This is a genomic window from Kluyvera sp. STS39-E (genome assembly GCF_040932435.1).
Taxonomy (GTDB): Bacteria; Pseudomonadota; Gammaproteobacteria; order Enterobacterales; family Enterobacteriaceae; genus Kluyvera.
In genome coordinates, this window is record NZ_JBFQGA010000007.1 from 71,673 (window position 1) to 91,455 (window position 19,783).

Consider the following 19,783-nt stretch of genomic DNA (forward strand, 5'->3'; position numbering starts at 1 on the left):
CCCATGATGTCTGAGTCAAAAAGACTGTTTTTCGCCATTGAGATCCCGGCGAAAATCCGCAAACAGCTGGTGCAATGGCGAGCGGATAACTTTCCCGCCGACGCTGGTGTACCGGTGGCTGCCGCCAATATGCACATCACGTTGGCGTTTCTCGGCGAAGTCAGTGCGGAAAAACAGCGCGCGCTGGCATCGATGGCTGGACGCATCCATCAGCCGGACTTCACGCTGCAGCTTGATGATGCCGGGCAGTGGCTGCGTTCTCGCGTGGTGTGGCTCGGTACTCGCCAACCGCCGCGCGGGTTGCTGCAGCTCGCCAACATGCTTCGTGCACAGGCCGCCCGCAGCGGGTGCTATCAGAGCCCGCAGCCGTTTCATCCCCATCTTACGTTGCTGCGCAACGCCGGTCAGGCGGTGGCAATCCCCGCCCCCGGCTTTCACTGGGACTTTCCGGTGACGGAGTTTGTTCTGTACGAATCGCGTTATAGCGCAGGGCGCACGCGATATACGCCATTACAGCGCTGGACGCTCAGCAATAAATAGGCTCTAAGGAAATCCGATGCAATTTACGCCACCGCTCCAGTCCGCCACGTTAATTAAACGCTATAAACGCTTTCTTGCCGATGTGGTTACACCCACAGGTGAAATCTTCACTCTGCACTGTCCAAATACCGGCGCGATGACCGGTTGTGCCACGCCAGGCGATACCGTGTGGTATTCAACATCGCAAAACACTAAACGCAAATATCCGCATACCTGGGAGCTCACCCAAACACAAAATGGCGCATTTATCTGCGTCAACACGCTAAGAGCGAATGCTCTAGCAAAAGAAGCAATCGAGGCGGGAAATATTCCTGAACTCACCGGCTACAACACGCTGAAAAGTGAAGTGAAATACGGTGAGGAAAACAGCAGGATTGATATCATGTTACAGGCAGATGATCGCCCGAGATGCTATATTGAAGTGAAGTCGGTAACGCTTGCTGAAAATGAATTGGGTTATTTCCCCGACGCTGTCACGGTGCGGGGTCAGAAGCATTTACGCGAGCTGATGGGTGTTGTGGCGGACGGAGAGCGCGCCGTTTTACTGTTTGCAATCTTGCATTCAACCATTGAATATTTCTCTCCTGCACACCATATTGATGCACGATACGCAAAGCTATTGAATGAGGCACACATAAAGGGGGTGGAGATTTTGGCTTATAAAGCGGAACTTTCTGCCGATAATATGACTCTGATATCGCCGTTACCCGTTTCGTTGACCACGGGTGAATTTGCATAGAAAGTGTTCGGGCTGCGGCGCAAATACGCTTTTCCTCACAGCATTGTCAAGTGTTACGTTTAGATAATTGCCATCCGGAAAAGCATCTGCTATTTATAGCGGCCTGATTTTTCCCCCGAACACGGGGATCGATAGTGCGTGTTAAGGAGAAACAACATGCAAGAAGGGCAAAACCGTAAAACATCGTCCCTGAGTATTCTGTCCATCGCTGGGGTGGAGCCGTACCAGGTGAAACCGGGCGAAGAGTATATGAACGAAGCCCAGCTATCGCACTTCCGACGTATTCTTGAAGCATGGCGTAATCAACTTAGGGATGAAGTCGATCGCACCGTTACACATATGCAGGACGAAGCTGCAAACTTCCCTGACCCGGTAGACCGTGCCGCGCAGGAAGAAGAGTTCAGCCTTGAGCTGCGTAACCGCGATCGTGAACGTAAGCTGATCAAAAAGATCGAGAAGACGTTGAAGAAAGTCGAAGATGAAGATTTCGGCTACTGCGAATCCTGTGGTGTTGAAATTGGTATTCGTCGTCTGGAAGCGCGCCCAACGGCCGACCTGTGCATTGACTGCAAAACGCTGGCAGAAATCCGCGAAAAGCAGATGGCAGGTTAAGAGAACGCTAACACTCTATCTTCAAGGCGGGAGTCACTTCCCGCCTTGTTGTTTTATTGCAATAAGCCATGTCACCACAACCTTATATCGGGCGTTTCGCCCCCTCACCTTCCGGTGAACTGCATTTTGGTTCGCTGATTGCCGCACTTGGCAGCTATCTACGCGCTCGCGCCCAGCAGGGCATTTGGCGAGTCCGCATTGAAGATATCGATCCCCCTCGTGAAGTTCCCGGTGCTGCAACCACCATTTTGCATCAACTGGAACATTACGGCCTGCACTGGGATGGCGACATTCTATGGCAGTCTCAACGTCATGACGCCTACCGTGAAGCGTTAGCTTGGCTGAAAGAGCAGGACTTGTGCTATTTCTGTACCTGTACACGAGCGCGTATCCAAAGCGTTGGTGGCACCTACGATGGGCATTGCCGTGACCTTCATCATGGCCCGGAAAATGCCGCCTTACGTCTGCGTCAATTGCATCCCGTCACCGCATTTCACGACACGCTGCGCGGCACCCTACAGGCCGACGAACGCCTAGCCCGGGAAGATTTTATTATTCACCGTCGCGATGGATTGTTCGCCTATAACCTGGCCGTGGTGGTCGATGACCATTTTCAGGGGGTGACCGAAATTGTGCGCGGTGCAGATTTAATTGAGCCCACCGTCCGGCAAATTTCGCTCTACCAGCAGTTCGGCTGGCAGGCCCCTGACTATATTCATTTGCCGCTGGCATTGACGGCAGAAGGTGCTAAGCTTTCCAAGCAAAATCATGCACCTGCTCTTCCAAGCGGCGATCCGCGCCCGGTGCTTATTCAGGCGCTACACTTTTTGGGCCAGGATACGCCAGCACAATGGCAGGATCTCAATACGGCGGAATTATTGCAAAATGCGGTCAATATGTGGTCGCTTTCCACCGTGCCTGAGACGGCGAAGATCAATCCGCCATTCTCAAATGCGTTATGCTGAGCTATGATTAGCCGCTATTTTTTTGTCCTGGATACTGATATTACCGAGGTGCACCATTTTTACCCGAGTCGCTAATTTCTGCCGCAAGGTGCTAAGCCGTGAGGAGAGCGAGGCTGAAAACGCCGTCGCAAAACTTTCTATGACCGTGATTCCGCGCGAGCAGCACGCTATTTCCCGCAAAGATATTAGCGAGAACGCCCTCAAGGTTCTTTATCGTCTGAATAAATCAGGCTACGAGGCCTACCTCGTTGGCGGCGGTGTCCGCGACCTGCTTTTAGGCAAAAAACCGAAAGATTTCGATGTGACCACCAGCGCGACGCCCGATCAGGTGCGTAAGCTGTTCCGTAACTGCCGCTTGGTTGGTCGCCGTTTCCGTTTGGCCCACGTCATGTTCGGCCCGGAGATTATTGAGGTGGCCACTTTCCGTGGTCATCACGAAGAGGGTCAGTCTGACCGTACCACCTCACAGCGTGGGCAAAACGGCATGCTGCTGCGCGACAACATCTTCGGTTCCATCGAAGACGATGCCCAGCGCCGTGACTTTACTATCAACAGTCTCTATTACAGCGTGGCCGACTTTTCCGTCCGCGACTACGTAGGCGGCATGCAGGATCTGTCAGATGGTGTGATTCGTCTGATTGGCTCCCCGGAAACCCGCTACCGCGAAGATCCGGTGCGGATGCTGCGCGCCGTGCGTTTCGCCGCCAAGCTGAGCATGCGTATCAGCCCGGAAACCGCCGAGCCTATTCCACGTCTGGCAATGCTGATGAACGATGTGCCGCCGGCGCGTCTGTTTGAAGAAGCGCTCAAACTGCTGCAGGCGGGCTACGGTTATGAAACGTATAAGCTGCTGCGTGAATACAATCTGTTCCAGCCACTGTTCCCGACCATCACCCGCTACTTCACCGAAGAGGGCGACAGCCCGATGGAGCGCATCATTGCGCAGGTGCTGAAGAACACCGATAACCGCATTCATAACGATATGCGCGTTAACCCGGCGTTCCTGTTTGCAGCGATGTTCTGGTATCCGCTGCTGGAAATGGCGCAGAAAATTACCCAAGAAAGCGGCCTTACCTATCACGACGCCTTCGCGCTGGCGATGAACGACGTGCTGGATGAAGCCTGCCGTTCGCTGGCCATTCCGAAACGCATTACTGCGCTGGTACGTGACATCTGGCAATTGCAGCTGCGTATGTCTCGCCGTCAGGGTAAACGCGCTTGGAAGCTGATGGAACATCCTAAATTCCGCGCCGCTTACGACCTGCTGGCACTGCGTGCTGAAGCCGAAAATAATCGTGAACTGCAAAGCCTGACCGAATGGTGGAGCGAGTTCCAGGTACTGGCGCCGCCGGCGCAAAAAGACATGCTCAATGAGCTGGATGAAGAGCCGGATAACCGCCGTCGTCATCGTCGCCCACGTAAACGTGCGCCACGCCGTGAAGGCAGCGCGTGACGCTGGTTTATATCGCATTAGGCAGCAACCTCGCCTCACCACTTGAGCAGGTCAATGCTGCCGTCAAGGCGCTGGGTGAAATCCCGCAAACGCGCCTTGTCGCGGTATCTTCTTTTTACCGGACTCCACCGCTAGGCCCGCAGGATCAGCCCGATTATCTAAACGCTGCCGTGGCGCTGGAGACTACGCTCTCGCCGGAAGCGCTGCTCAACCATACCCAGCACATCGAACTGCAGCAGGGCCGCGTACGCAAGGCAGAACGCTGGGGGCCACGCACGCTAGATCTCGATATTATGCTGTTCGGTAACGAAGTTATTAATACTCCACGCTTAACCGTGCCGCATTACGATATGAAAAATCGAGGTTTTATGCTGTGGCCACTGTTTGAGATTGCGCCAACGTTATCTTTTCCGGATGGTTCATCCCTTAAACACCTGATACATCAAAAACGCTTTCCCGAGCCATTGCGCTGGGAAAAATAGCCTAATAATATAGACTCTATGTTACAAACGCATCTATCATGCTGAAGACAATTTCAGCTTGCTTCGTATTTTTTAATTTTTTTAAATTCATAATTAAGAAAAATTAATGCACGTGTTTTTACTGATAAATCAATTCATATTTAATATGTAAAACGCAATATAAGTGCAAAAAAAAACCCAATCCATACACCCAGCAAATATAATTGATATTTCCAATATAAAAATTATACGAGCGTTAAAAAAAATTAATTCTGGTGATTTTACACAGCATAAGAAAAAAACTAATCTATATATAAAATTACTTACCAGCCTTGGAACAGGCTTATGTACATCATGTTATTAATAAGGATATGCTCAATGAAAAAAACACTTCTCGCCGCTAGTCTTGTTTTGGCTTCTGGATCGGTTATGGCTTTTGAAGACGGTGGCCAGATTGATTTTCAAGGCATGGTAGAAGCGGGCACTTGCGCAACCACGCTGAAGTCTAATGGTGCTGCCACCGTATCCGGTACGTCTGTCGTTACCTTGGATAAAGCTAAAGTCGATGATATCACTTCTGAGGTTCAGGCTGCTGCTGTCGGTGCAAAGCCGGCCGATTTTTCTATTCTTGTTGATTGTAGTAAAGCGACTGGCGAAGATACCAAAGTTAATCTGGTTATGGGCTCACCTTCCTACGCTAACAGCAAAGGAACGCTGGATAACAACGAGAATGTTGTATCAGCGGGTATTGAAGCGGCTAAAGGCGTCAACCTTGCCATTCACGATGTGACTTTAGGTACACCGGTTCAGGTTAAACTGAACAACCCAGCCGATGTACATACCCAAACGCTCGATACTACTAGCAAAATAGCAACCTATAATTTCCAGGTTTCTTATGTAAAAGCGAATAGCTCAGACGCGGTTAAGGCAGGCTTTGTTTCCTCTAATGCCGTTTATTCTTTATCTTACGAGTAACATCATTAATGCTTTATTTCATTAGCTAAAATTTTTAGCTGCAGTATCTACTCATTGAGATAAAGTTACACATCACATTATCAGGTATCTGCTTCTGGCAGAAATTTGCCAGAGGTGGATACTTAATATATTAACACACTTTACCTGCCCCCATCATGCTTAGATAGCAAATACTACAAGCCCAATTTTTTATCGTGTTGAATTTTAATACTTAGAGAGAAAAAGTTTTATTTTAGAATGCATCGGAGTGCATATGAAAAAATATTTGGAAAATGGATTTTCTATCTTACCGTTCATTTTGGGGTTGATTAGCCCATTCGCGCACGCAGATATCGTAATTTCTGGCACTCGCGTTATTTATCCGGAAGGGCAGAAAAACGTTAGCGTTCGCCTTGAAAATAAAGGGGCCAGCCCACTGCTGGTACAAAACTGGCTGGATACGGGTGATGACAACGCTGACCCAGGAACCATCAAAGTTCCTTTTATCTCTACACCGCCGGTCTCAAGGATAGAATCTAAACAGGGTCAGACGGTAAAAATTATGTTTACCGGCAGCACCACGCTACCTAATGACAAAGAAAGCGTATTTTGGTTCAACGTGCTCGAAGTACCACCAAAAATCAAAGACAACGAAAAAAATCAAAATTTACTGCAACTCGCTTTTCGCACACGCATTAAGTTGTTCTGGCGCCCACAGGGGCTGCCGGGAAACCCGGCTGAGGCTCCCGCTAAACTAAAATGGAAACTGGAAAATAGTCAGGGTCATACCATTGTGCGAGTCACCAACCCAACCGTTTATCACGTTTCTTTCAATGACGCGAAGCTGCAAGCAAACGGCCGGAGCTATGCCATTGCTGCCACAATGGCCGCACCCGGCGTAAACACGACGTTTAACATCCAGGGCCTGTCCGGAACCCCAGCAGGTGCAAAAATAGTTTATTCCACCATTAATGATTACGGCGGCATCAGCCATGGAGAGGCCCGCATTAATTAATTTTTATGGTTTCTATTCAAGCAAGGATGCTTATGTCGCCTAAAGAATCGATTTTTCCAAGGACAACGCTTGGTGCAGCATTAATTACCTGCATCTGGGGGCAAGGGGTGAGTGCGGCCGAAAATATTGAATACGACAGCTCATTCCTGATGGGAGGCGCGGCATCGAGCATCGATATCAGCAGATTTTCTGAGGGTAACCCAACACCAGCAGGGATATACGACGTTAATACCACCGTTAATGACGCCTCTGCGGCGGGTCTGAGCATCCCTTTTGTTGATACCGGAGGAAAAACAGCGCATGCCTGCCTGACGCGTAAAAATCTGGCGCAGCTGCATATTCGTCTTCCTGAGCACATTGATGAAAACGCCATCTTACTTAAGCGTGATGGCGAAAATGAGGATTGCCTTAATCTTCCACGTCTTATTGAAGGCGCCACGCTAAGTTACAATAATGGCGATCAACAATTAAACATTCAGGTACCACAGGCTTGGTTAGTTAAAAAATATCATGACGATATCGATCCCTCGCTTTGGGATGAAGGCATTAACGCCGCACTGCTCTCTTACAGTGCCAACGCCTACCATAGCAATACAGGAGAGAGTCATTCGGATAGCATCTATTCCGGGCTAAATGCAGGGATCAACCTAGGTGCCTGGCGTCTGCGCGCTCGCGGTAACTATAGCTGGAATAGCGACGGTCAAAGCGCGTTCGATTTTCAAAACCGCTACCTGCAGCGTGATCTTTCCACACTGCGCTCACAGCTGATACTTGGCGAATCTTACACTACCGGGGAAACGTTCGACTCCGTTAGTATCAGGGGTGCGCGTCTGTATAGTGATGCGCGTATGCTCCCCTCAGCGCTGGCCGGTTTTTCGCCGATTATCCGCGGCGTGGCGAATACCAATGCCAAAGTGACCGTGACGCAGGGCGGCTACAAAATCTATGAAGCAACGGTGCCGCCTGGCGCATTTGTGATTGATGATCTGACGCCTTCAGGCTACGGCAACGACCTGGTCGTCACCGTGGAAGAAGCCGATCATTCAAAGCATACCTTCACCCAGCCCTTCTCCTCCGTTATCCAGATGCAGCGTCCGGGCATTGGCCGTTGGGATATTTCAGCGGGAAAGGTGGTTAACAATCAGCTGCGCCATGAACCTAATCTCATCCAGGGCTCGTTTTATTATGGTCTTAACAACTTCCTGACCGGCTACACCGGTATTCAGATGACGGACGATAATTACCTGGCAGGTTTACTCGGTGTCGGTCTGAATACGCCAATGGGAGCGTTTGCACTGGATGTTACCCATTCGAAAACCGATATTCCGGACGATAAAACCTATCAGGGGCAAAGCTATCGCTTAAGCTGGAACAAATTATTTGGCCCAACCGATACGTCGCTAAACTTGGCGGCCTACCGCTATTCAACACAAGATTACCTCGGCTTAAATGATGCGCTCACGCTGATTGACGATGCACGCAACACTTCCAACGGGTCATCGAAAAATACGATGAACAACTACTCTCGCCTGAGAAACCAGTTTACGGTCAGTATCAACCAACCGCTGAAAATTGATAACACAGATTACGGTTCTTTTTATTTATCAGGTAGTTGGTCAGATTACTGGCAGGATGACCATAGCCGTAGCGACTACAGCATGGGCTACAGCAAAGGCGTGTCTTGGGGAAGTTATACCGTTAGCGTTCAACGTACTTGGAATGAGTCAGGCCAAAAGGACGACGCGGTTTACCTGAGCTTCAGCATCCCGTTGAATAATTTCACTGGCGGCGCAACTCCTCGCTCGGGATTCCGCTCCGTTGATGCCCAGATGAATAGCGATATGAAAGGCAATCACCAATTTAATCTCAGTAGCAATGGTGGAAGTGAAGACAATACGGTGAGCTACAGCCTGAACACCAGTTATGCCATCCAAAATCAGGATAAAAACCTGAGTTCCGTCGGTGGCTACGCCAGCTATGAATCCCCATGGGGAAGTCTTTCAGGCTCGGCATCGGCCAATAACGAGCAAAACCGGCAGTACTCTTTGAGTACCGATGGCGGATTTATTTTGCATCGTGGCGGTTTGACCTTCACGAATGACAACTTTAGCGATAACGATACGCTGGTACTGGTCAAAGCCCCTGGAGCGAAAGGCGCACGCATTAACTATGGCAATAACACCATTGATCGCTGGGGATATGGCGCCGCCTCTGCGCTCAGTGCTTACCATGAAAATCAGGTGTCGCTCAATATAGATAATATGGAAGACGATGTGGAGCTAAAGAGCACCAGCACCACCGTTATTCCGGGCAATGGCGCCGTTATCTTTAGCAACTTTGAAACCGATCAGCGCCTCGCCGCCGTTATCAATATCACGCGCGACGATGGCTTGCCGCTACCTTTTGCCGCCGACGTGTCCGAAAACGGGCAGTCAATTGGCACCGTAGGGCAAGGCGGGCAGGCATTTGTCCGCGGCATTGGTCCGCAGGGGGAACTGACGCTGCGCTGGAATGAGAAGAGCCAACAAAAACAGTGCCGAGCAGAGTACCGTTTCCCTGAAACGCCGTTGACCATCGGCCAAAGCAAAATGCTGCTGCTCAACAATGTGATCTGTAAATCGACATCCGGCCAGGGGGCACAATGAAACTAAGAGTCTTTAGCGTTTTTTGGGGCTCGTTATATCTGTTATTCCCGCACATGGGCATTGCGCAAAATATTGATATCGATTTTAAAGCCCAGATTGTGGAAAACACATGTCTTATTACGCTGCAATCACTGAACGGTTCGCAGTTAACAGGCGGTTCTGATGACACATACACATTAACGATTCCCAGCGTCGGGCTGGATAAAATTATCAAAGGCGATGCCGCCGCACAAGCCGACTTTAAGTTTGTACATGATGAATGCAGCAGCTATACCACTGGCATCATAACCAAAATCCAGGCTGCGTCAGTTTCTGGAAATCTGGTCAACAACACCTCAACTCGTGGGACGCCTGCGGCAAATATCGGCATCGGATTTAAACGCCGCGGCAGCGACGATAGCGGATTTATCAAACCCGATAATACGACCGCCCTAACATGGACAAGCGAAGAGTTCACCTCCGGGCTCGAAATGACCGCGGCCTTGCGTGAAACCACACCCGGCAGCGGGTCAGCGGGTTCCTTCGACGCGCAAGTGATATTTAACTTCATCTATCAGTGATCAGGGATGAATCGAATGAATCAAACAATCGCTCGCCTGGCGCTATGCGCAATGTGGATTGTAGAGGGGCTGAGCTTCTCATCACATGCGGAGATGAAAGCGACTCCCCACATAACGCTTAACGTCACCAGCGATATCACCGTCGGCACCTGTACGGCAACGTTACGTGATAGCGGAAACAGTATTATCTCCGAAGTCGCTTTCGGCGACGTCTACACCTCTGAGCTAGGTAATAAAGTCAAAACGTTTAAGCTGCAATTTACCGATTGCGTAGGCGTACCGGGCCGCAAAGCGAACATCACGCTGTTGCCAAAAGGAATCGGTTGTGCGGGCACCACGGGGAACTCCCCAGACTTTGCCAACGGTTTTATCCCCAGTTTAGAACAGGATATTGCGGCAGCGAATGTCGCCGTTGAGGTCTGGACGACGAACACGCCGCAAAGTGGCGGTAGCGTGCAATTCAATTGTGCCAATCGCAATACGCAACAAGTGAACATCTCCACGGCCAGCGGCACGGCCACAGTCGATTACCCACTGAGCGCCCGCCTAGTCGTAACACCCGGTAAACAACGCACACAAGTCGTCGCGGGCCAGTTTAAGTCCCCGGCAACCTTCAACATCACCTACGAATAATCTTTAAGGATGAAAGATAATGAGACGGCGAAACATTTCCTCTTCCATTGCTGCGGGTAGCGTGGCGTGGTTGTTTTCTGCGGTACTTTGCGCCGATACCGATGTTGATATGACTGCAACCATTATCAATAACACCTGCAAAACCGAAATCAGCAATGCATTTGTTAATCTCGGCACCCAAAAACTGGATTATTTTTCCGATACCGTCACCGCCAATGATGATTATCCTGGCGGCGTGACTTTTGCTATCCGTGTTGTTGAGTGCGCATCAGACGGTAACGCGAAATCACAGCTAAAAATGGATTTTCACCCAAGTAGCGGCCAACTCCCCGCCGATAACCAACAGGTTTTCGCCAACGATATTGTCAATCAGAGTTATGGCGCGAAAAACGTAGGCGTCGTCATTTTTTCCGCCCAAGATGACGCCGAGCGCTTCAATGTTCTGGATAGTCATGGCGCATCCCGCGCAATCTTCCCCATTGATGCCAGCACGCTGGATGGCTCGGAGTGGCGCTTCTATTCGCGAATGCAAAAAATCAGCAGCGGCAGCGCCGTGACCCCTGGGCTAATCCAGAGCAAAGTGATTGTGGATGTTTCCTATGAATAAACTGAAAAAACTGCTTCTGAGCCTGACCATGCTGGCGACCGTGATGACCTCGTTTTCCGCGCAGGCAATCTATCTGATGCTGGGTGCGCTGGATGGCAGCAACGCCAACAACCCCGCATCATTCAGCTTGCTGCTGATGCCTTTTCAGAGCACAAATATGGTGTTCCGAACCAATACTTCGCTCGCCAGTACCGGCGTTAACCTGCCGCCGATTAATTTTGACTCTCAAGGTGGTCTCTATTGTAAAAATGGCCCAAGCGGCACCATTGGCGAGACCCTACGTTTCACCCATAACCTGGTGGCTGGCCCGACGTATAGCGGCCACCAGCTCTATAAAACCAGCCATCAGGGGTTATATTTCGATGTCAATATCGTCAGTGTAAGAGGTGCCTATACCACCTTTGCTCCTAATTCATTTTATCTTCCCTCAGGAAAACAGGATATTGTTGGCGACACCCAATGGGCCTATTGTGGCAATGGTTTTAATAGGCTTATCGGCGGGATGATTTTTCAGATTCAGGTCAATTTTTACACCGACAATACGTTTAGTTTTAACGAGCACTCAATTACCGCGCCGGTAACTTTTGCGACGTCGGGCGTGCTGCCAAACGCCCCCTTCTCTGACGCTGGCATTCGACTGGAAAACGCAAGTGGAGACGGCAGTTACTGGACGATTAACATCAGCTCCAAACTCTATATTTCCCCCCCGACCTGCTATGGCTCCGTTGTCACTGGCACCAGCGGCGCGCCGAATACCATTGATATGGGCAGATACACCACCGGTCAGCTAATAAATGATAACGTCGCTAACGTTCCTTTCGCTATTTTGCTCACCGGCTGCATGCAAACCAAATTTATCGCGGTGAAGCTCTCATCCAGCAACGTCGGCATCTCCGACAAAAGTTTGTTAGCCAATAAGTTAACCACTGAGGGGCAGGCACTCGCCAGCGGCGTGGGCGTGCAGATAACAGGCCAAAGCAACATTATCAGCGGCAATACGCTTATGGTGCCCGGCGGGGCTGCCTATCAGGATTTAATGCAGGCCGATAGCCCATCCTATTCAGAAGCAACGCTCTCGGCGATTATTCAAAATGGTGCAGTACATAAACTTGATTTCAAAGCCCGAATGAAGCAAGACGGTGAGCAACCGATTGTTGCAGGCGAATTTATGGCTACCGGCACCTTTACCATCACTTACCCTTGATGCAACTGGGCAGGGGTAATCCCTGCCCTACTTCGCCATAAAGCACTAACACCCGCGGTCATCATCCCCTACAATGCGGAAATTCTTATTGTCTAATCAGGGGTCCCGATGAAACCAACTACCATCGCCTTACTACAAAAATGTAAGCAGGAAAAGAAGCGCTTTGCGACCATTACCGCTTATGACTATAGCTTTGCGAAGCTGTTTGCCGATGAAGGCATTAATGTCATGTTAGTGGGTGACTCGCTGGGCATGACCGTCCAAGGACACGATTCCACGTTGCCGGTGACCGTTGAAGACATCGCCTACCACACCCACGCCGTACGCCGCGGGGCACCTCTCTGCTTGCTGCTGTCCGATCTTCCGTTTATGGCTTACGCCACGCCAGAGCAGGCGTTTGAAAACGCGGCAGCGGTGATGCGTGCGGGTGCCAACATGGTCAAAATTGAAGGTGGTGCTTGGCTGGTTGATACGGTGAAAATGCTGACCGACCGCGCCGTCCCGGTATGTGGTCATCTGGGGCTAACGCCGCAATCGGTCAATATTTTTGGCGGTTACAAAGTTCAGGGACGCGGCGATGCGGGCCAAGTGCTGCTGGATGATGCGCTGGCGTTAGAAGCGGCTGGCGCACAGCTGCTGGTGCTGGAGTGTGTGCCGGTTGAGTTGGCAAAACGCGTCACTGAAGCGCTGTCGATTCCGGTGATTGGTATCGGTGCCGGCAACGTCACCGATGGGCAGATCCTCGTGATGCACGACGCTTTCGGCATCACCGGTGGTCACATTCCTAAATTCGCCAAAAATTTCCTCGCCGAAGCGGGCGACATGCGTGCCGCAGTGCGGCAGTATATGGCGGAAGTCGAGTCCGGTGCATATCCGGGCGAAGAACACAGTTTCCATTAATTTATTCGCCTGTACATCATTACGCCGGATGGCGACGCTACGCGTCTTATCCGGCCTACAAACCGCTCGCGTAGGCCTGATAAGCGAAGCGCCATCAGGCATCGTATTGAAGGAGTCTTGTTGTGTTAATTATCGAAACCCTACCGCTGCTGCGTCAGCATATTCGTCGTCTGCGTCAGGAAGGCAAGCGCGTCGCGCTGGTTCCGACCATGGGCAACCTGCACGACGGTCATATGACGCTGGTTGAAGAAGCGAAGACCCGCGCTGACGTCGTGGTCGTGAGTATTTTCGTTAACCCGATGCAGTTCGACCGCGCCGAGGATTTAGCTAACTATCCGCGAACGCTGCAAGAAGACTGTGAAAAGCTCAATAAGCGTAAGGTCGATTACGTCTTCGCGCCGTCCGTTGCCGAAATTTATCCGCAGGGTACCGAAAGCCACACCTTCGTGGATGTTCCGGGTCTTTCGACCATGCTGGAGGGCGCCAGCCGCCCGGGTCACTTCCGTGGCGTCTCCACGATTGTCAGTAAGCTCTTCAACCTGATCCAACCCGACATTGCCTGCTTTGGTGAAAAAGACTTCCAGCAATTAGCGTTGCTGCGCAAGATGGTCGCTGATATGGGCTATGACATCGAGATCGTCGGCGTGCCGATTATTCGGGCCAAAGACGGTCTGGCGCTAAGCTCACGTAACGGCTATTTGACGGCAGAACAACGCAAGATCGCGCCGGGGTTGTATAAAGTGCTGAACAGCGTGGCGGAGAAGCTGAAGGCCGGCGAGCGCGACCAAGATGAAATGATTACCTTGGCAGCACAGGCGCTGAACGAAAAAGGCTTCCGCGCGGACGACATCCAAATTCGCGATGCAGATACCCTGCTCGACCTGACGGAAAACAGCAAACGTGCGGTTATCCTGATGGCCGCTTGGCTTGGTAAGGCGCGTTTGATTGATAATCAAAGCGTAGAACTCTAACGCCGGTGCCATCAGCCGACAGCGTTTGCAGAGCGATATGCGTGACGATACGCAATTCTCGCCAGCTGGCAAAATCGCAGATGGACACCTCGTTTAAATCGGGCAATACTGCCTGCGAAATTTCTCAAGGCAGTCGCTGACTGCTTTGTTTCCGTTAAGAATTAAAGGTAGACGCTATGATTCGCACTATGCTGCAGGGCAAACTCCACCGCGTTAAGGTCACGCAGTCTGACCTGCACTATGAAGGTTCCTGCGCCATCGATCAGGACTTCCTTGACGCCGCGGGGATCCTGGAAAACGAAGCCATTGATATCTGGAACGTTAACAACGGCAAACGCTTCTCAACCTACGCCATTGCGGCGGAACGTGGTTCTAAAATCATCTCCGTCAACGGTGCAGCAGCACACAACGCTGATGTCGGTGATATCGTTATCATCGCCAGCTTCGTCACCATGTCTGACGAAGAAGCACGCAGCTGGCGCCCGAACGTTGCCTACTTTGAAGGCGACAACGAAATGAAACGTACTGCGAAAGCCATTCCGGTTCAGGTTGCCTGATACCCACTGGCGCTTGGCATAGCCGAGCGCCAGCTTCTACCCCTGCGGCTGGTTACTGACTAACCGCGCCATCGTCTCCAGCGAATCCGTCCTCAGAATATACAACCGTTTGAGCAGCATCGGATTATCACCCGGCTTCACTTTCCCTTTTACCGTGGTCACCGCCAGATGAAAACCGGCATCCCCCGCCGCTTTCACCGCCGTGGCGTTATAACCACCAAAGGGATAAGAAAGATACAGCACATGCGGATTAAACTGCGCCAATGCCCTTCGCGAGCGTTCAAAATCAAACAAAATATTGTGGTAGCTGCGGCTTAACAAAATGGGGCGACGGTAGCCATCGACCCGATGCAGGAAGTGGGTATGCGACTGGAAGTCGAATACATCTTTAATCTCTTCCAGTTCAGAAATACTCATAAACTGCAGCGATTTTGGCGCCCACTTTTGCGGATGGCGCTTGATACGTGACGAAATAATAAACGCCGTCGCCTTCATTCCGTACTGCTTTAGTATCGGCCAAGCATAGCGACTCACCGATTTCAAACCGTCGTCGAAGGTAATCACCACCGCGCGCGCCGGTAGGTTGGTGCGGTTGTGTAGATAATCCTCCAACTGATACATGGTCAACGTGGTGTAGCCCATATCACGTAGCCAGGTCATCTGGTTGCTGAAAGCGCGCACCGAAGTGGTCGTGGAGGTATGCCGAAAACGGGTATTTTCTTCATCACGCAGAATATGATGGTAGGTCAATATCGGGATGCCGTTATCCGGCTGAGCGTCCAGCGCGCTGATATAGGCCAGCCGATCGCCAATTCGGATTTGATACCAAGTTTGGTTGAGGTGGTCTTTGAGGCGGTTTAACACCGGGTAGCGCAGGTTTTCCGCCAACGTGCCAAACGGCGCGCTGCTAATGTCCGGTGCGTTATAAACCGGCGTATCTTTCCAGGTGATTAAGTTCTGATTGCTGAGCGGCTTATTCAAGTCGCCCAGCCCATCTTCTACCCGCTGACGGCCCTGTACCGGCTCAAGGTGGCCTTTATCGATAAAGCCTTTGCCGAAACCAAAGTTGAAGGTGTAATAATCCTCCACGTCGGGCTCAATGGCGATGATTTGCCCGGCGCGCAGATTTCCCACCGTCATGGTTTTATTGCCAATGCGCGCCCAGACCGTCGCATCTTCGGTGGTTTGCATGTAATGCATAGGCAAAGCGGCAACGGCACCGCCGGAGAGGAACAACAAAAACAAAACAACAGCGCGTATAGCCATGAGCAATAACCAAAGCGGGAACCGACAAGACTATTCTAACAAAAGCCGCATCAATACCAACGTTTAATTCTCATACAAATCATGGAGTAGTACGAAGGGCGGATTTTTCTGCTGCTGATGCCAAAGACTGGTCACTCCGGGGGTTCCCAGCTCAACAATTCGTTGGCGAAACTCGCTGCTGCTCATGGATTCCCGCAACGGAACCATTTGCTCAATCAATGAATAATGGATACCGGCGATGACTTCACAGCCGCTTTGTTTGTGGCTCATCAACGATGCCACGCGGTAGGGGGCAGCGCCCGCGCTATCGGTAAGAAAGATAACGCCGTCACCAGAGTCAGTCTGGTGTAATGCTTCGCACATCATACGGCTGAGCATGTTTGCGCTCAGTCCACGCCAATAGTTAACCGCCCGACACTGCGGCAGCGGTCCATACTTTTTTTCCAGACGATCCAGCAATTCCTGTGCTTGGTCGTCGTGGCAGGAAATGACCCAACCCAACATAGCTTGCCTCCTTAGCAGGCAAGTAGTTTAGCGGAGCAATCTATTGAGGGGAGTGATGACTGTCATAAAATGCTTCCCGGCAGATTTCACCTGCCGGGAAATGCAGCAGATTTAGCTACGCAGTCCGCGTCCACGCTGAATTAAGTACCAGCAAAGCAGATAGAAGGCCGCGATAAACACCACCAGCACGCCGACGGTCGTCAGCAGCGGCACATCGCTAATGCCAAGGAAACCGTAACGGAATCCACTGATCATGTAGACAATCGGGTTCAGATGCGACAGCGCCTGCCAGAACGGCGGCAACAGGGTCAGCGAATAGAACACGCCGCCAAGGTAGGTCAGCGGCGTCAACACGAAGGTCGGGATCAGGCTGATGTCATCAAAGGTCTTGGCGAAGACCGCATTCAACAGCCCCGCCAATGAGAACAACACTGCCGTCAGTACCAGTGTCAGCGCAACAAACACCCACGAATGTACCTGAAATGGCACAAAGAACAACGAGATGGCGGTAACCAGCACGCCAACACACAGCCCACGAGCCACACCGCCGCCAACAAACCCGGCGATGATCACGTGCGTCGGCACCGGTGCCACCAGCAGCTCTTCAATATTGCGCTGGAACTTAGCGCTGAAAAACGACGATGCCACGTTGGCATAGGCGTTGGTAATCACCGCCATCATGATCAGACCCGGCACGATAAACTGCATGTAGGTAAAGCCGTGCATTTCCCCGATACGGGAGCCAATCAGGTTACCGAAAATAATAAAATACAGCGTCATGGTGATGACAGGCGGCACCAGCGTCTGGATCCAGATACGCATAAACCGGTGGATCTCTTTCGCCCAGATGCTTTTCAGCGCGACCCAGTAAAGATGCGTCATGCGCGATCTCCTTTTTCATTAACCAGCGAAACAAACAGCTCTTCCAGACGGTTCGCTTTGTTACGCATACTCAGCACCTGAACGCCCTGTGCGCTCAGTTGGGAGAAGACGCTATTAATCCCCTGCTCGCGCAGCACTTCCACTTCCAACGTTGAGGTATCCACCAGACTGTACCGGTAGCCTTCCAACTGCGGCAGCGGGCTTTTCGGCGCCAAGTCGAGAATAAAGGTCTCTGACTTCAGTTTGGAAAGCAGGTTCTTCATTGAGGTGTTTTCCACCAGCTCACCGCGCTGGATGATGCCGATATTGCGGCACAGCATTTCTGCCTCTTCCAGATAGTGGGTGGTGAGGATAATGGTGGTGCCTTTATCGTTGAGATCTTTGAGGAAGCCCCACATTGAACGGCGCAGTTCAATGTCGACGCCCGCCGTCGGCTCATCGAGGATCAGCAATTTTGGCTCGTGCATCAGCGCACGGGCAATCATCAGACGGCGCTTCATCCCACCGGACAGCATCCGCGCGCGTTCGTTGCGTTTTTCCCACAAATCGAGCTGTTTGAGGTACTTTTCGCTGCGAATCATCGCTTCTTTATATTCAACGCCGTAATAACCCGCCTGATTGACCACGATTTGTTGCACGGTTTCAAACGGGTTGAAGTTAAATTCCTGCGGCACGAGCCCGAGCTGGCGTTTGGCGTTAACCACATCTTTTTGTAGGTCATAGCCAAAGACGCTCACGCGTCCTGAGGATTTATTTACCAGCGAGCTGATAATGCCGATGGTGGTCGATTTACCCGCGCCGTTTGGCCCCAAAAGCGCATAAAAATCGCCGGCTTCAACTTTTAAATCTATCCCACGCAGCGCCTGAACGCCGCCGGGGTAGGTCTTTGTCAGTTGCTCTAATTCCAGTGCAATGGTCATAGATTTTTGCTTACCTTACATTCTGATACTTGATATTAGGTTTTAATAAATCAGGAGTTGCCCTATATTAGCCCAACGCAATTTACTGGGTTACAGCCTCCATGAACGACATAGATACACTTATCAGCAACAACGCACTATGGTCAAAGATGCTGATAGAAGAGGATCCCGGATTTTTTGAGAAGCTGTCGCAAGCGCAAAAACCGCGCTTTTTATGGATTGGGTGTTCTGACAGCCGCGTTCCCGCCGAACGTTTGACCGGTCTTGAACCTGGTGAACTGTTTGTTCACCGTAATGTGGCAAACCTGGTTATCCACACCGACCTCAACTGCCTTTCCGTGGTGCAGTATGCCGTTGATGTGCTGGAAGTTGAACACATTATTATTTGCGGCCACTACGGCTGTGGCGGTGTTCAAGCAGCGATAGAAAATCCTGAACTCGGGTTAATCGATAACTGGCTGCTGCATATTCGCGATATCTGGTTCAAACATAGCTCATTGCTTGGCGAGATGCCGCCAGAACGTCGCCTTGATACGCTTTGCGAATTGAACGTGATGGAACAGGTATATAACTTGGGCCACTCCACCATCATGCAATCAGCGTGGAAGCGCGGCCAGAAGGTGATGATTCACGGTTGGGCTTACGGTATTCACGACGGCCTACTGCGCGATCTCGATGTGACCGCCACCAGCCGAGAAACCCTGGAGCAACGTTACCGCCACGGGATTTCCAACCTCAAGTTAAAACACGTCAATCATAAGTAGCAAAGGCATTGCCGGGTGGCGGCTACGCCTTACCCGGCCTACAAGCATGCGCCATCAGGCGCTCCAGCACCTTACTCGTCTAACAGAACCACTTTGCCCACGTACGGCAAATGACGATAACGCTGTGCATAGTCGATACCATAACCGACCACAAACTCGTCAGGAATGGAGAAGCCGATAAACTCAACCGGCACATCAACTTCACGGCGGGACGGTTTATCGAGCAGCGTGCAGATTGCCAGCGACTTCGGCTCACGCAGACCCAGAATTTCACGCACTTTCGACAGGGTGTTGCCCGAGTCGATAATGTCTTCAACGATCAGCACGTCTTTGCCACGAATGTCTTCGTCGAGATCCTTGAGGATTTTCACGTCGCGGGTAGTGGACATACCGCTGCCATAGCTAGATGCCGTCATAAAATCGACTTCGTGTGGAACTTGCACTTCACGGCACAGGTCAGCCATGAACATGAACGAGCCGCGCAGCAAACCCACTAACACCATTTCACTGCCGCTATCTTGATAGCGCTCGTTAATCAGACGACCTAATTCGGCGATACGCGCTTTGATCTCCGCTTCCGGGATCATCACTTCAACAGTATGTTTCATTTAACTAACCACATGATTTTAAA

22 protein-coding genes are annotated in these 19,783 nt (G+C 51.2%); 17 read left to right on the forward strand and 5 right to left on the reverse strand.

The annotated features are described in order from the left end of the window. Positions 1-6: 6 nt before the first annotated feature. From thpR to panD, 16 genes are all read left to right on the forward strand, one after another. Positions 7-540 carry an RNA 2',3'-cyclic phosphodiesterase gene (gene thpR, locus AB4K05_RS16485; RefSeq protein ID WP_368481259.1) on the forward strand — a complete coding sequence of 178 codons (534 nt, stop codon included), beginning with the start codon at positions 7-9 and terminating at the stop codon, positions 538-540. A gap of 16 nt (positions 541-556) precedes the next feature. Continuing rightward, positions 557-1,279 (forward strand): DNA/RNA nuclease SfsA, encoded by a 723-nt coding sequence (gene sfsA / locus AB4K05_RS16490; RefSeq protein ID WP_368481026.1) that lies wholly within the window; start codon positions 557-559, stop codon positions 1,277-1,279. Positions 1,280-1,435: 156 nt separating this feature from the next. Then, a complete protein-coding gene (dksA, locus tag AB4K05_RS16495; RefSeq protein ID WP_368481027.1) occupies positions 1,436-1,891 on the forward strand; it encodes an RNA polymerase-binding protein DksA in 456 nt (151 codons plus the stop codon). 68 nt (positions 1,892-1,959) lie between these two features. Next, positions 1,960-2,856, forward strand: a complete 897-nt coding sequence (gene gluQRS, locus AB4K05_RS16500; RefSeq protein WP_368481028.1) for a tRNA glutamyl-Q(34) synthetase GluQRS — start codon at positions 1,960-1,962, stop codon at positions 2,854-2,856. 55 nt (positions 2,857-2,911) lie between these two features. After that, complete coding sequence (gene pcnB / locus AB4K05_RS16505) at positions 2,912-4,309, forward strand: polynucleotide adenylyltransferase PcnB (protein WP_368481260.1); 1,398 nt, start codon at positions 2,912-2,914, stop codon at positions 4,307-4,309. Next, positions 4,306-4,791, forward strand: coding sequence for a 2-amino-4-hydroxy-6-hydroxymethyldihydropteridine diphosphokinase (gene folK, locus AB4K05_RS16510; protein WP_368481029.1), 486 nt, complete (start codon positions 4,306-4,308; stop codon positions 4,789-4,791). Before pcnB ends, folK begins: the two co-directional genes overlap by 4 nt. Positions 4,792-5,148: 357 nt before the next feature. Continuing rightward, positions 5,149-5,745 (forward strand): fimbrial protein, encoded by a 597-nt coding sequence (locus AB4K05_RS16515; RefSeq protein ID WP_368481030.1) that lies wholly within the window; start codon positions 5,149-5,151, stop codon positions 5,743-5,745. Positions 5,746-5,998: 253 nt separating this feature from the next. After that, complete coding sequence (locus tag AB4K05_RS16520) at positions 5,999-6,739, forward strand: fimbrial chaperone (protein WP_368481031.1); 741 nt, start codon at positions 5,999-6,001, stop codon at positions 6,737-6,739. A 32-nt stretch (positions 6,740-6,771) separates the two neighbouring features. Beyond that, positions 6,772-9,384 carry an outer membrane usher protein gene (locus AB4K05_RS16525; RefSeq protein WP_368481032.1) on the forward strand — a complete coding sequence of 871 codons (2,613 nt, stop codon included), beginning with the start codon at positions 6,772-6,774 and terminating at the stop codon, positions 9,382-9,384. A gap of 53 nt (positions 9,385-9,437) precedes the next feature. Then, positions 9,438-9,944 carry a fimbrial protein gene (locus AB4K05_RS16530; RefSeq protein WP_368481033.1) on the forward strand — a complete coding sequence of 169 codons (507 nt, stop codon included), beginning with the start codon at positions 9,438-9,440 and terminating at the stop codon, positions 9,942-9,944. A gap of 15 nt (positions 9,945-9,959) precedes the next feature. Further along, a complete protein-coding gene (locus AB4K05_RS16535) occupies positions 9,960-10,577 on the forward strand; it encodes a fimbrial protein (protein ID WP_368481034.1) in 618 nt (205 codons plus the stop codon). 19 nt (positions 10,578-10,596) lie between these two features. Continuing rightward, positions 10,597-11,184, forward strand: a complete 588-nt coding sequence (locus AB4K05_RS16540) for a fimbrial-like protein (protein WP_368481035.1) — start codon at positions 10,597-10,599, stop codon at positions 11,182-11,184. Then, positions 11,177-12,388, forward strand: coding sequence for a fimbrial protein (locus tag AB4K05_RS16545; RefSeq protein ID WP_368481036.1), 1,212 nt, complete (start codon positions 11,177-11,179; stop codon positions 12,386-12,388). The genes AB4K05_RS16540 and AB4K05_RS16545 overlap by 8 nt, the downstream gene beginning before the upstream one ends. 108 nt (positions 12,389-12,496) lie before the next feature. After that, a complete protein-coding gene (gene panB, locus AB4K05_RS16550) occupies positions 12,497-13,288 on the forward strand; it encodes a 3-methyl-2-oxobutanoate hydroxymethyltransferase (protein WP_368481037.1) in 792 nt (263 codons plus the stop codon). A gap of 122 nt (positions 13,289-13,410) precedes the next feature. Next, the gene (panC, locus tag AB4K05_RS16555; protein ID WP_368481038.1) at positions 13,411-14,259 is read left to right on the forward strand and encodes a pantoate--beta-alanine ligase; all 849 of its coding nucleotides are present in this window, start codon (positions 13,411-13,413) and stop codon (positions 14,257-14,259) included. Positions 14,260-14,435: 176 nt separating this feature from the next. After that, the gene (panD, locus tag AB4K05_RS16560; protein ID WP_368481039.1) at positions 14,436-14,816 is read left to right on the forward strand and encodes an aspartate 1-decarboxylase; all 381 of its coding nucleotides are present in this window, start codon (positions 14,436-14,438) and stop codon (positions 14,814-14,816) included. Between the two features lie 36 nt (positions 14,817-14,852). Here the strand turns inward: panD and AB4K05_RS16565 are convergent, their stop codons facing one another. The 4 genes from AB4K05_RS16565 to AB4K05_RS16580 form a co-directional block, all read right to left on the reverse strand. Continuing rightward, positions 14,853-16,082 (reverse strand): polysaccharide deacetylase family protein, encoded by a 1,230-nt coding sequence (locus AB4K05_RS16565; protein WP_368481040.1) that lies wholly within the window; start codon positions 16,080-16,082, stop codon positions 14,853-14,855. 63 nt (positions 16,083-16,145) lie between these two features. Beyond that, positions 16,146-16,586, reverse strand: coding sequence for a PTS sugar transporter subunit IIA (locus tag AB4K05_RS16570; protein WP_368481041.1), 441 nt, complete (start codon positions 16,584-16,586; stop codon positions 16,146-16,148). Positions 16,587-16,697: 111 nt separating this feature from the next. Next, positions 16,698-17,468 (reverse strand): ABC transporter permease, encoded by a 771-nt coding sequence (locus AB4K05_RS16575; protein ID WP_368481042.1) that lies wholly within the window; start codon positions 17,466-17,468, stop codon positions 16,698-16,700. Then, positions 17,465-18,388, reverse strand: a complete 924-nt coding sequence (locus AB4K05_RS16580) for an ABC transporter ATP-binding protein (protein ID WP_368481043.1) — start codon at positions 18,386-18,388, stop codon at positions 17,465-17,467. The genes AB4K05_RS16575 and AB4K05_RS16580 overlap by 4 nt, the downstream gene beginning before the upstream one ends. A 101-nt stretch (positions 18,389-18,489) precedes the next feature. Between AB4K05_RS16580 and can the strand changes: the two genes are divergently transcribed. Next, complete coding sequence (can, locus tag AB4K05_RS16585; protein ID WP_368481044.1) at positions 18,490-19,152, forward strand: carbonate dehydratase; 663 nt, start codon at positions 18,490-18,492, stop codon at positions 19,150-19,152. Positions 19,153-19,223: 71 nt separating this feature from the next. Here can and hpt read toward each other — a convergent pair whose 3' ends face one another. Next, entirely contained in the window at positions 19,224-19,760 is a 537-nt protein-coding gene (gene hpt, locus AB4K05_RS16590; RefSeq protein WP_368481045.1) for a hypoxanthine phosphoribosyltransferase, read from the reverse strand. Between the last annotated feature and the right edge of the window lie 23 nt (positions 19,761-19,783).